Here is a 13,523-nt window from a genome sequence, read left to right as displayed (position 1 = left end):
TCCTCCTCTTTTATACATGCAATGGATAATGACAGGCAACAAAATGGCCTTCTTCCTTTGCCTCCAATTTAGGTTTTTCTACTTTACATTTTTCTGTTGCAAATGGGCAACGCGAACTAAAGCTGCACCCCTTAGGTAAATTACGTTGATCTGGTAAATCCTTCTCCAAAATGACATCCTCCGAAAATTGTCGTAAAGAAGGATCAGGGATTGGAACTGCGGATATAAGTCCCTGGGTGTATGGATGATGTGTATGAGAGAAAAGCTCCTCTTTATTCGCCATTTCCACAATTTCACCCATATACATAACAGCAATTCGGTCACTAATATATTTCACAGCTGGGATACCGTGTCCGATAAAAATCAATGTTAACTGCAGTTTCTCTTTTAGCTCTAATAAAAGGTTTAATATTTGAGCCTGGATTGACACATCTAAAGCAGATACTGGTTCATCACAAACAATGAGCTTCGGCTTTAATGCAATAGCCCGAGCAATACCAATCCTTTGTCTTTGCCCGCCGCTAAATTGGTGTGGAAAGCGATCTGCCTGTGACTGATCAAGTCCCACTAAGTCAAGTAGCTCATATACTCTATCATGCAATGCTTTACCTTTGGCTGCTTTATGTGTTCGAAGTGGTTCGGCGATAATATCGAACACGCGCATTCTAGGATTTAATGAGGAGAAGGGATCTTGAAATATCATTTGGACTTCTTTGCGCATCTTTTGTAACTGTGTTGGCGTCATATTTAAAACATCCTGTCCTTCAAAAAGGATGCTTCCTTCAGTAGGCTCAATAAGCCTTAATATGGTGTTTCCCATTGTAGATTTTCCGCAACCAGATTCTCCCACAATCCCAAGTGTTTCTCCCTTTTCAAGTACTAAATTTACGCCGTTTACTGCCTTCACACTTTCCTTTGGTTTTCCAAATAGATTAGTAGAAACGACAAAGTGCTTTGAAAGTTCTTTTACTTCGAGTAGCGGAGAACTTTGTGTGCGTTGCTTATTTTCCAACTGCTGATTCATACATTTACCACTTCCTTTTCCTGGTGTAACCAGCAACGGACGGAAGATCCATTCTCAGAAGTTACTAAATTCGGTGATTGTTCCCGACATTTCTCCATAGCGAACGGACACCTGTCTTGAAAATTACACCCTGTTGGCAGTTGGTCTGGCGTAGGAACATTCCCATCGATCGATTGTAGTTTTTCTTTTAATTGATGTATTTTTGGCGTACTGTTCAGTAGCCCCTTCGTATAGGGATGCTTTGGGTTCTTAAACAAATTAAACACATCATTTTCTTCCACAATTTCTCCTCCATACATGACTACTACTCTGTCCACCATCTCTGCAATTACACCCAGGTCATGGGTAATTAAAATAATCGATGTGTTTAACTCATTACTTAAGTTTTTCATGAGTTTTAGAATTTGTTTTTGTATGGTAACATCCAGCGCTGTTGTTGGTTCATCTGCAATAAGTAGCTCAGGATTGCACGAAAGAGCCATAGCAATCATGACCCGCTGACGCATCCCCCCACTAAGTAAATGAGGAAAAGCATGATACTGTCGTTCCGGATTTGCCATTCCTACTTTACGTAAAAGCGAGATGCTCCGTTGCTTTGCTTCTTTTTTATCAACATCCTGATGAAGACGGATCGCTTCAGATATTTGATGTCCGATTGTAAAAACAGGGTTTAAAGAGGTTAATGGCTCCTGAAATATCATCGAAATTTTATTGCCGCGTATTTTACGGATTTCTTTTTCGGAAAAGGTGGTTAAGTCTTGATCATGAAATCGGATCTCCCCATCTACAATTTTTCCTGGTTTATTAATCAACTGTAGAATGGATAAGGAAGTAACACTCTTTCCACAGCCAGACTCTCCTACAATTCCGATAATCTCCCCTTTCTTGACAGAAAAGGACACGCCGTTTACCGAAGGAATTACGCCATTCTCAGTGAAAAAATGCGTATGCAAATTTTTGACTTCCAATAGATTATCCGACATCCTAAGCGCCTCCTTTTTTACTAAAATAATTCCGAGGATCTAATACATCTCGTAACCAATCACCAAGAAATATAATGCCAAGTACTGTAATGGTTATCGCAATTCCTGGAAAAGTCGCTATCCACCAATTGGTAGCTAGATAATTCCTTCCGTCTGTAAGCATAGCTCCCCACGAAACATCAGGTGGTTGTATTCCGAGTCCGAGAAAGCTTAGTGAAGCTTCCAATATGATTGTAGTTGCTACACTTAAGGCAGATATAACAATAAAGGAAGAAATGATGTTTGGTACAATATGCTTTCGAATAATGGTTGTTTTGTTTGTTCCAATAGAGAAAGAGGCACGTACAAAATCTCTTTCCTTTACACTTAACACTTCACTTCGCACCACACGAGCATAAGATACCCAATTTGTTAAACCGATAACAACAATTAGTGTCATAATACTTGGTTCAAAGACAGCTAGCACGACAAGGATGAATAGAATGCTAGGTATTGCGAGAAAAGAATCCACAATTCGCATTAGGATTGTGTCTACCCATTTTCCGTAAAATCCTGCTGCCACTCCTACAAGTAAGCCAATCACTCCTGCAAGCACAACGGAAAAAATACCTACAAGTAATGACACTCTACTCCCGACTAAAATCCTACTAAAAATATCCCTCCCAAGATTATCTGTGCCGAGTAAATATTCGGTGGACCCACCCTCCATCCAAAATGGGGGTAATAACATGTTTGATAAATTGTTCTCTGCTGGATCATGCGGAACTAGTAGGTCTGCAAAAATCGCTATCAGCACGACCAGTGATACGATAACGAAACCAACAGTCCCTGTTTTACTTTGCCAGAGAAGACGACACCAGCGCTTAAAGCCGCCAGAAGCTTTTGTTTTCTTCCTTACCGTTGGAACTGTCGTTACTGTTTTGGCCTGGGCGTTTCCTTGCATGATGCCACCTCCTTAAGAATAATTGATTCTAGGGTCTAGTAACCTGTAAATTAAATCTGTAATGAGATTTATAATAATAACAAGTAAGGCGATTACGAATACCGCTGCCTGTACTACCGCCATATCTCTCCCATTGACCGCTTGGACAAGCAACAAGCCAATTCCCGGCCAGGAAAATACACTTTCTGTGATAAGTGCTCCACTGACAAGATGGGAAATTTGTAACCCCATTATTGTTACCACCGGAATTAGAGAATTTCGAAACGCATGTTTATAAACTAATATATTACTAGAAACCCCTTTACTTCTTGCGGTCCGAATATAATCCTGGCTAAGTATTTCCAACATATTAGAACGAATAAGCCGGGTCATTTCTGCAGCTACACCAGTACCTAACGTAATGGCAGGAAGAATCATATGGATGATGGTTCCTCTGCCAGAAACCGGAAAAATCTGCGTGTTTACTGCAAACAACAAAATTAATAAAATACCTAACCAAAAGTTTGGCATTGCTTTTCCTAACACAGAACCTCCTGTAATAAACAAATCTACTAATGAGTTTTGCTTACGTGCAGAATAAATTCCAAGTGGGATTGCCATAAAGGTCGCCACGACCATAGATGCGGCTGCAAGCTCTAACGTTGCGGGAAGCCTTTCTAAAACCAAGGGGAGGGCTGCTTCATTATAGCGGAATGAAGTGCCAAAATTCCCTTGTAATAAATCTCCCACAAAGCGAAAGTACTGAATGTAGAATGGGTCGTTAAGCCCCAATGCAGCCCGCATTGCCTCTCGATCACTCTCAGAAGCATCTTCTGGCAGCATTAAAGCAACGGGATCTCCTGCCATATAAACAAGTACAAATACTACAAACGAAATAATGAATAGGACAGGGATAATTTGCAGTAGACGTTTCACAAGATACTTCTTCATATTGAGTCTCCTTTTTAGGAGCCAGCTGCATTACAGCCGGCTCCCCAATCATTATTCTTTCGTAAGGTCATCAAAGCGGATTGCTTCATCTAAGCGTGGTGTAAACGAAATGCCTTCACTTACCCCGTAGTTCACAGCATTTTGGTAAAGAAAAATATGTGGTCGCTCTTCAGCTACGATTTCTTGAATTAATTGATACTGTTCTTTGCGTTCTTCTTCATCTAAATTTTGACCAGCTGCATTAAATAACTCTTCTACCTCTTCATTTTTATAATCCGTCTGACCTGCTGCTCGCTCTTCTGTATAGTGAACCAGAGAGTAAGATGCATCAAGCAACCCATCTGCTAAGCCAATCATAATTAACTCTTCATTTGACTTCGAATTGTACTCATCTAAAAATGCACTTGATTCCAGTAGCTTCAATTCTGCATTGATACCTGCTTCACCTAGCATACTTACAATTAACTGTGCAACTTCGCTATCCAATGGATAACGCCCTCTTGAGGCAGTAAAGGTAATATCAATACCATCAGGGTGGCCCGCTTCTGCTAATAATTCCTTCGCTCTTTCAACGTCATATACTCGTGTGTTTATTAAATCTGGGTTGGAACCAAAGACATCTTCTGGAACTCTGGTACGGATTGGAATGCCAGTACCTTGGAGGACAGAATCTACGATAGCCTGTTGGTCGATGGCAAGATCAATTGCTTCTCTTACTTTAGGGTCCGAAGTTACATAACCTTCAGTCGTGCGAACCATTAAAAGACTAACCCGGGTTGTCTCCCCATTTACCAAATTAACTCCCGATTCCGATTCCACACGCTCCCATTCATTTGGTGGAATATCTGTTGCAAGGTCGACCCCTCCTGTTAACAATTCGCCAACTCTAGTGGAGCTTTCTGGAATGGCACGAACCTCAACTTTTTCCCATTTTGGGGTGTCTCCATAATAGTCCTCATAGGGCTCTAATGTTACACGGTCATCACGTATCCATTCTACAAACTGGTAAGGTCCAGAGCCAATTGGTTTCTCCTGAAAACCTTCAACACCAACCTCCTCGAAATATGCTTTAGGAAGGACATCGGATCCACTTTTCGCAAGAAGATTGAGCAAAGTTGGCATTGGTCCGTCTGTTACGATTTCTACCGTTTTTTCGTCCTTTACGTTTACTTCCTTCAATTGTTTAAAATATGGATATTCCTTAAGTGTCTCATCAGTCATCACACGTTCAAGACTAAACTTCACATCCTCTGCGGTAACCGTTTCTCCATTATGAAAAGTCGCGTCTTTTAAAGTAAATTCCCATGTTTCTTCATCAATCTGTTCGTAAGTATCTACTAGATCTTCTTGTAAGGCGAGCTCATTGTCCCACATAAATAACCTGCTGAACATATTACGGTGTACTCGGTCACCTGTAGTACTTAGTGAATTTTGTGGATCAATCGATGGTATATCTGCTGCTTGCGCTAAGACGAGTGTATTGCTGTCGTCTTCGCTCCCTCCTGCTGTTTCCCCTTCGTTACTACAACCAGCAAGTACTGTAAGAACTAATAACAATAAACCGATAATAATTGAATATGAATTTTTCATGCTTCTCCCCCTATTTTGATTACTCTGTTAATAAAATTTAGACCTCACCAAAATGGTGCATAATATGAGATGTAACCTTTATCCCCTGTATAAAATCGTCGATGTAAATATTTTCATTAGGGCCATGGAAGTTTGATGCTGTATTTGCCACCCCAATCTGTGCAGCAGGTATATGAGTATCGGCAAGTAATTTTTCCATTGGACTAGACCCTGCCAGATTACGCATGATGATAGGTGGTTCCTCATATACTTCATTCATACTATTAATAACCGTATCAACAAAAGGATGATCCGTATTCGTATTGTAAGGAAGTAATCCAGCTAGTTGCTCAATTTCAATATCCTTAAAACCATGCTGATCCAAGTGCCTTCTTAGTAATTCCATTACTTTTTGGGGTGTCTGCCCTGGGACTAGCCGAAAGTCAAGCTTTACTGAGGCATGGGATGGCAAGACTGTCTTTGCTCCTTGACCTGTGTAACCCGATTCTAAACCACAGATCGTGCAGGTCGGAGTAGCCGTTAAGCTTTCTTTCAAGTTTATTCCTGAAACACCGTTTAGAAAATCATTAATCTTGTAATGGGCTTTTGCATGCTCTTCATCATAATCCATTGTCTGTAAAAACTTCTTCTCCTTTTCTGTTAATGCTTGAATATCTTCATAAAACCCCTCTATTAAAATGCGTTCATCCTGCGCTTTTAAAGTTCCCAGTGCCCAAACAAGTCGCCATGCAGGATTCTCCACTATTGCGGCTTCTGAGGAATGAAGGTCAAACGCTGCGCCCCTGACTCGCATTTCGACAAAGCAAATCCCCTTTACACCAAAGCTTATATGTGGCCTTTTATCATGCACATTCCGCATGCCCCCTTCCCAAATCATGACATCAGATTTCAACTTTTCAGGATGATTTGATGCAAAGCCTTTCAAATGGGGACTACCTACCTCTTCCTCTCCTTCAATGATAAATTTCACATTAACAGGTAATTCTCCATAGGCCTGTTGGTAAGCATGAACTGCAGCTATACGGGCCACTATATTTCCTTTATTATCCGCTACCCCTCTTGCAAAAATTTGACCATCCTGTATTTTGGCTTCAAAAGGATCTGACTTCCATTCTTCAAGTGGTTCTGGTGGTTGTACATCATAATGGTTGTAGAAAGACAAGGTTCTAGGTTTGCCTGTATTGATATGTGCAAAAATAATTGGATACCCAGAAGTTGGAACTTCTTCTACCTCCGCTCCTATTTCTATGAGTAATCTAAAAACCAACTCCTTCATTTCCTTCATTCCTATGTTTTTTGCTGAAATACTTGGTTGATTACACATATTCAGTAACCACTGTCTATACAAGGCAGCATGATTATCAATATACCGAAACAGTTCTTCCATTCCACCCCTCCTTAAAAGTATAAAAATATAATATTATAACATTATAATGTTATTAAAAATCATCATACAACTTGTTTGTGTTCGAATTTTTAGACTTCTATCGTTAAAAAAATTACAAATCTATTTCTAAGTAAAAATTCGACTGTTCCTGTTTAAGAATAAATTGGGAGTACTCAATAACTATACCTTCTTCATCAACGGTATACCGTTCGAGAGAGAATAATTGTTCCCCAACAGGCACTTGTAATAATGTCGCTTGATTTCTATCAGCAAAAACAATTGAAAAATATACTTTTGCTTTACCTAACTTTTTATTGTACTTCTGTGTAAACAAATTATAGAGCAATTCTTTATCCATATTTTTTTCGAGCAGTCCAGGGAAAATATGTACAGGTATATAAGAATATTCAATCGCCACTGGTGTGTCTTTCTTAAGCTTTACTCGGTGTATTTTATATACATCTCTCTCCTTCATTTCTAGCTTCTCTTTAATTTCAGCTGAGGCATTTACTACCTTTAATTCTATCGTGCGGTGAGGATGGTGTTGGTCCTCCCAGGATTCATTTCTTAAAGAAACAAGTCTTGTAAGATTTGTTTCTTCTTTTGATTTCACAAAAGTCCCTCTCCCGCTTTGTCTGTACAATAAACCTTCGTGCACCAGATCATGCACAGCCCGTTTAATGGTTATATTACTGACATTAAAGGTCTCAGCAAGCTTTTTTTCCGTTGGTAATTGGTATCCGACATCCCATTCTTTGCTTGTTATTTTGTCTGCCAATATATGTTTTACTTGGTCATATAAAGGGATTGATAAGTCTTTGTCTACTTTCATTTTATACTCCCTAAAAGTTATAATTTTATATTAATATATGTTTATTGTTGACAAGTATAATCCGAAATTTTTATGAAGTCAACTGTATATTTATAATTAATTATAAAAATCTAATTATTTTATAAAAATCAGAAAAATAAAGCCTTTTCATTGTAAATACTTCATATTAATCCCTTTTCGTCTTTATTTTTCCACTATAAGAAAAGGACGTTATTTTAGAGTAATAAACATAAACAGATATTTCACATAAAAAACCCCAGGGCATCTTTCTCCCTAAGGTTAGGTTACATCGTTATCTCAAAATCAAGGTCATCTTCTCCATTATTTGTTATCTGCGAGGTTTCGTTATAAGATTTCTTCCAAATAATTTGTACTGTTACCGAAATGCTTATACCTACTATGATGGCAAGAATAAACACTAACGGGTCTGTAGCCATAGGGAGCCCAAATATACCCGACACCCCAGAGGTGGAAACACCGTATCCCATCATAATCGCTCCACCAACAGCAGCTCCTAACATATTGGAACCAATAATTCTTAAAGGGTCTTTAAAGGCGTAAGGTAACGCTGCCTCGGTAATCCCAACTAACCCCGATAAGATTGAAGCAGGTGCAATTTTCACTTCTTCTTCACTGTATTTAGACTTTGCAAGTAATGAGGCAATGCCCACGGACAACGCAGGAACCATAATACCTGGGAAAACGGCAGCATTCACAATAAATCCTACCCCACTTGGGTCGCTCCATAATGCAAATACGAAAGTGATGGCAAGCTTATTCATTGGTCCTCCCATGTCGAATGCACACATGGCACTTAAGATAGCACCAAGTAAGAATGCATATTGGGGTATCTCAGATAAACGAATTAAGTTGTCCATAATAAATTCGTTTAGCCCTCCAATTGTCATCGCTACTGGGTAGGCCATCAATAAGTAGACTAACCACCCACTTAAAACAGGGATGAATAAAGTCTTTTTAATTGATTCCATAAATGCCGGAACTGAGACCTTTTTCATGTAGTGAACAATATATCCGGCAACAAATCCTGCCACAATCGCTCCAAGAAAACCACTTGATGCAGAATTTTCTAGTACGGGCAAAGAAGCAATGTGCCCGCCGATAAACCCAGGAGCAATTGCTGCCTTATCTGCAATCGCATAAGCTACATACGCTGCGAAAATTGCAGGGATTAAATCCATTATGGTCCAAGCAAAGTTATTTAGCGAAGTAACAAATTGCGTCTCTATCTCCATTGATTCTGTTAGCATCCCGGTGACTGCAATTGTCATACCAGCTAACACGATAAATGGAAGCATGTAAGAGACACCTGTCATTAAGGCCTGCTGTAACTTTTTCATGATTTTCTCCTTTATTTAGCTGGGACATTTAATTTTGCTTCTATTTTTTTAATAAGTCCTTCTGCATTTTTTATTGCTGTGGCAATTGGAATTTCTACCTTTTTTATATTAGCAAATCGTTCTTTTTTAGAAATTCCCACTTCTACAGCAAGGATAAGTATATCAGCTTCTGCTACATCTTCTTTAGTGAGTTCATCTTCTATGCCTGTTGCTCCTTGAGTTTCAACTTTAATAGAGTGGCCCAATTTTCTAGCAGCCTCCTCTAGTTTTTTCTTTGCCATAAAAGTATGTGCCACACCTGTTGGGCAGGCGGTAATTGCGATGATATTCATTATGCCATCTCCTCTTTAGTCAACATCCTTTTAATGATTTCGTGAATGATTTCTGGATTTTTTTCCGTTTTCAATTTCCATTGATAACTCTCATCCAACAAGTGGTAGCTGAGGCTTGATAATAATGTAAGGTGTGTATTTTCTTTTTCCTCTTTAGGAACAAGCAACACAAAAATAGTATCTACTTTTTTGCCATCAAGCGCTTCCCAGTCCACTTCTTGCTTTAAACGGAAAAAGAAAATGGAGGCATGTGAAAGTTCAGGGATCTGGCCATGAGGAATGGCCAGCCCATTTTCAAAACCAGTTGTCCCGAGTGATTCCCTGTCTATTAAAGCTTTTTGGATCGTTCTAGCATCTATTTGCGTATCAAGAGAAATACTTATTCGCTCTGCAAGTTCTGCAAACAGATTGTACTTTTCATTTGATAGATTGGTAACATCTACTCTTACATGTACAGGAATGAGATTGATAGAAGCATTCGACATTATCTTTAAATCCTTTCTATCCTTTCGAGGTTGTTTTTATAGAGCTCAATACCAGCGAGTATACCCGCAAAACTTCCGGCTAAGTGCCATATATCCTTTGAAGTTTATTCTTTCTCAGCTACTTTTACGAGCTGCTTCCCAATATTTGCTCCCGAGAACAAACCTAAGAAAGCTTCTGGTATCTTCTCAAAACCTTCGTATATGGTTTCTTCAAAATGAAGTTTCCCTTTTTCCACCGCTTTCGCCAGTTCTTGGTACGCTTCAGCGTAATGATCTGAGAAATCACCAACAATGAAACCTTGCATTAAAACACGGGCCTTCACTACAAACTGTTGAACACGCAAACCAATATCCTTTTCTCCTTCTTCAAGGTTATAAGAGGCAATCGCACCACATACTGGGACCCTAGCGAATGTGTTAAGCAACGGCCATATATGATCTGAAATTTCACCACCTACATTCTCGTAATACACATCAATCCCATTGGGACAGGCGTTTTTCAACTGCTCTTCAAAATTATCCTTTTTGTATTCTACAGCCTCATCGTAGCCTAATTTTTCTTTAATGTAAGATGCTTTTTCTTCTGAACCGACAATTCCAATTACATGGGCTCCGGCTTGCTTAGCAAGCTGTCCTGCTACTTGTCCAACCGCACCAGCTGCTCCAGAAACAACAACCGTCTCCCCTTCTTTAGGTTTTCCAATATGCATCATACCGAAATACGCAGTTAAGCCGGGCATACCCAGCACACTTAATGCAGCGCTTGGATCTAATCCATTTGTTTGCACTTTGCTAACATGACTTGGTTTCTGTACATGATACTCTTGGAATGGTAGATTCCCTCTAACGATATCTCCCTTTTTTAAGTCATCACTATTAGACTCTATCACCTGAGCGACTACACCACCGGTTAAAGGTTCCCCTAACTCAAATGGTGCCACATAGGATGGGGCGTCTGACATTCTCCCCCTCATGTAGGGATCCACTGAAACATATAACGTCTTTAATAGCACTTCCCCTTTTTCAGGGCTTCCTTGATCCGTTTCCGCAAATTCAAAAGTATTTTCATCCGGTAGGCCATTAGGACGTTCACGGAGTAATAGCTGTTGCTGTTTCATGAATTAATCTCCCCTTGTAAGCATTTATTTCTTTCATTATTTTTGTTTCCCTCTTTTACAAAAGTTAAGCATCAATCAGGCGAAACAAAAAAAAGAGCAGCACCTATTTCGGTACTACTCCCACCACGATTATTTTTCTTTTAGTTGCTTCTGCAGATGGCTTAGTGCAGTATTTAACTGAACCATCATCACTTCCATGCCTTCTTTCTTCGGCATATCACTAGGCAAATAAATTGGTTCTCCATAAATAATATGGGGCTTTACTCTTTTAAATAAGTCGGTAAAATTATTTGGCCCCGTGTAAGCTACAGGAAGTATTGGCGCTTTTGAATGTGCTGCGATCGTCACTGCTCCTCGTTTCAACGGTACTTCTTCACTGGTTCTTGTACCGCTCGGAAAGATTCCGACTACGTTTCCTGATGCGATCAATTTCCTCGGGACTTTAATCGTGCTCGGGCCAGGGTTTTCTCGATCAACAGGGAAAGCATTCAAATGTTCCATAAGCCATTTTAACCAGCCTGACTTAAATAATTCTTTCTTAGCCATATAATGTATTTTGGTTGGTAGCATGGAAACACCTAACCAGAGAATATCAACCCAGCCAGTGTGTGTACAAGCAATTATATATCCATTTTCACCTTTTGGAATGTTCTCCTTTTGATGAACGTTCAACCTACCAAATAAGCTTAAAATCAGTTTAACAAGATTAGCAGCAAACGTGTATAACATGATCCCTCTCCTTACCTGTATTGTTTCTTCTTTTATTTTAACACAAACTCTTAGCACCTGGTACTATATTTTATCAGAAACATTATCATTATGAAAAGCTTACGTTTTTACCTTCCTTATAATAATACTAAAACGCAAGAAACACCAGTATCTAATAAGAAGATACTGGTGTCATGATTAAGAGGCGGATGTTTTAACTTCCTCATATTCAGTTTTAGGTGGTGTTACCCGTTGGATAAAGAAACCAAGAAGTAATGCGAGAACCGCGATCCATGTAGAAACGAAGAACGTAAAATTAATTCCTTCTAACATCGCTTGATTCGTTAGCTGTAATTTTAGTGCAGCCAAACCGTCTGTGCTTTGCGGTACATTCCCTGAAGCCATCGCCTTATCTAGTAGGTCCTGACCTGCAGATTCACTACGATTATTCATTACGGTTAGAAGCAATGCTGATCCAATAGCTCCAGAAACTTGTTGTATTGTACTGTTCATTGCTGTACCATGCGGGTTATCTTTCATCGGTAACTGGTTTAATCCGTTCGTCATCACGGGCATCATTACCATTGAAATCCCGAACATCCGAATAGTGTATAATAGCATGATATAGTAGTAACCCGAGTCAATATCAAGGTTACTAAACAGGTAAGTTGTAAGGACCGTTATTGATAAGCCGATAATCGCTAGTATTCTTGCACCAAATTTATCAAATAAGCGCCCCATAATTGGAGACATGATTCCCATTACGATTGCACCCGGCAACATAAGTAACCCGGAATGAAACGGGGATATACCACGAATGGTTTGCACATATAATGGTGTCAATATCATCGCTGAGAACATAGACATTGACAGTACAATGGAAATTGCTGATGACAAAGCGAACATAGGGTGCTTATATATTCTAAACTCTAGCATTGGCTCCTCCATGTGCAGTTGTCTCCAAATAAAGGCGAATAATGCAATTGCGCCAACTATAATGGTGCCATATACTTCTAATGCATCCCAGCCTTTTTCCCCAGCCATACTGAAACCATACAAAATCCCGCCAAATCCGATGCTGGATAAAATAAGTGATGGAATATTTAGCCGCACATCTCGATTTTCTGTAATATTATTTAGTTTTAGGAATGCATATACCAACGTAAATAAGGTAAATGGCAATACAATCCCGAATAACACTCGCCAGTCATAATGCTCAATAACCCATCCAGATAATGTAGGACCAATAGCTGGTGCAGTTATCATGGCAAGCCCGAAAATCCCCATGGCACTTCCCCTTTTTTCTACAGGAAAGGCGGTAAGCATAACATTCATTAACAATGGCATCATTACAGCAGAACCTGAAGCTTGAATCATTCTAGCTAGAACAAGGATGCCAAAGCTAGGAGCCAGCATTGCTAGCAAGGTTCCAATAGAAAAAAGTGAAATAGCAGTAAGGAATAATCTTCTATTGGTGTATTTTTGAATAAAGAACGCACTTGCCGGAATTAGAATCCCATTCACCAACATGTACCCAGTTGTAATCCATTGGACAACAGATGGGGAAACATCAAATTCTTCCATTATAGTCGGTAACGCTACATTTAAGAGTGTGTTATTTAATAATGCTACAAACGCTCCAATAAATAAAATCGCAATCATTCCATAAGGAGGTTTTTCATGCATTTGTTTTATATCCATATCATTTCCTCCATTCATACACTGAGTATATTTTTTATACTTTAAGTCCAACAACAAATAATTTTATACCTATTGTTCATTTTTAGCAAGAGGTAAATTTGTAAATTTAACCGGAATTGATATGATTGCATA

Annotated in this window: 13 protein-coding genes; all 13 read right to left on the bottom strand. The window is 39.3% G+C overall.

Annotated features, from left to right (window positions below; all coding sequences use genetic code 11):
* Positions 1-10: 10 nt before the first annotated feature.
* Positions 11-1,024: an ABC transporter ATP-binding protein gene (locus LG273_RS07235; protein ID WP_379561261.1), complete on the bottom strand. Its 1,014-nt coding sequence runs from the start codon at positions 1,022-1,024 to the stop codon at positions 11-13.
* Positions 1,021-2,007 (bottom strand): ABC transporter ATP-binding protein, encoded by a 987-nt coding sequence (locus LG273_RS07230; RefSeq protein ID WP_379561259.1) that lies wholly within the window; start codon positions 2,005-2,007, stop codon positions 1,021-1,023. Before LG273_RS07230 ends, LG273_RS07235 begins: the two co-directional genes overlap by 4 nt.
* A 1-nt stretch (position 2,008) precedes the next feature.
* Complete coding sequence (locus LG273_RS07225) at positions 2,009-2,950, bottom strand: ABC transporter permease (protein ID WP_404458915.1); 942 nt, start codon at positions 2,948-2,950, stop codon at positions 2,009-2,011.
* Positions 2,951-2,962: 12 nt separating this feature from the next.
* Positions 2,963-3,880: an ABC transporter permease gene (locus tag LG273_RS07220; protein WP_404458913.1), complete on the bottom strand. Its 918-nt coding sequence runs from the start codon at positions 3,878-3,880 to the stop codon at positions 2,963-2,965.
* Between the two features lie 51 nt (positions 3,881-3,931).
* A complete protein-coding gene (locus LG273_RS07215) occupies positions 3,932-5,470 on the bottom strand; it encodes an ABC transporter substrate-binding protein (RefSeq protein ID WP_379561254.1) in 1,539 nt (512 codons plus the stop codon).
* 37 nt (positions 5,471-5,507) lie between these two features.
* On the bottom strand, positions 5,508-6,857 hold the full coding sequence (locus LG273_RS07210) for a M20/M25/M40 family metallo-hydrolase (protein ID WP_404458911.1): 1,350 nt from the start codon (positions 6,855-6,857) through the stop codon (positions 5,508-5,510).
* 112 nt (positions 6,858-6,969) lie between these two features.
* A complete protein-coding gene (locus LG273_RS07205) occupies positions 6,970-7,689 on the bottom strand; it encodes a GntR family transcriptional regulator (RefSeq protein ID WP_379561252.1) in 720 nt (239 codons plus the stop codon).
* A 284-nt stretch (positions 7,690-7,973) separates the two neighbouring features.
* Positions 7,974-9,047 carry a PTS fructose transporter subunit IIC gene (locus tag LG273_RS07200; protein ID WP_379561251.1) on the bottom strand — a complete coding sequence of 358 codons (1,074 nt, stop codon included), beginning with the start codon at positions 9,045-9,047 and terminating at the stop codon, positions 7,974-7,976.
* A gap of 11 nt (positions 9,048-9,058) precedes the next feature.
* Complete coding sequence (locus LG273_RS07195) at positions 9,059-9,379, bottom strand: PTS fructose transporter subunit IIB (protein WP_379561250.1); 321 nt, start codon at positions 9,377-9,379, stop codon at positions 9,059-9,061.
* Positions 9,379-9,864, bottom strand: a complete 486-nt coding sequence (locus LG273_RS07190) for a PTS sugar transporter subunit IIA (protein ID WP_379561249.1) — start codon at positions 9,862-9,864, stop codon at positions 9,379-9,381. Before LG273_RS07190 ends, LG273_RS07195 begins: the two co-directional genes overlap by 1 nt.
* A gap of 104 nt (positions 9,865-9,968) precedes the next feature.
* Positions 9,969-10,982, bottom strand: coding sequence for an NADP-dependent oxidoreductase (locus tag LG273_RS07185; RefSeq protein ID WP_379561248.1), 1,014 nt, complete (start codon positions 10,980-10,982; stop codon positions 9,969-9,971).
* A gap of 129 nt (positions 10,983-11,111) precedes the next feature.
* Positions 11,112-11,711 (bottom strand): lysophospholipid acyltransferase family protein, encoded by a 600-nt coding sequence (locus LG273_RS07180; protein WP_379561247.1) that lies wholly within the window; start codon positions 11,709-11,711, stop codon positions 11,112-11,114.
* A 177-nt stretch (positions 11,712-11,888) separates the two neighbouring features.
* Positions 11,889-13,391, bottom strand: a complete 1,503-nt coding sequence (locus LG273_RS07175) for a DHA2 family efflux MFS transporter permease subunit (RefSeq protein WP_379561246.1) — start codon at positions 13,389-13,391, stop codon at positions 11,889-11,891.
* Positions 13,392-13,523 lie beyond the last annotated feature (132 nt).

The sequence above is a fragment of the Oceanobacillus kapialis genome, from assembly GCF_044790185.1.
Taxonomy (GTDB): Bacteria; Bacillota; Bacilli; order Bacillales; family Amphibacillaceae; genus Oceanobacillus_B; species Oceanobacillus_B kapialis.
The sequence above is the reverse complement of the archived record's forward strand: the minus strand, read 5'-3'. Positions and strand labels throughout refer to the sequence as shown.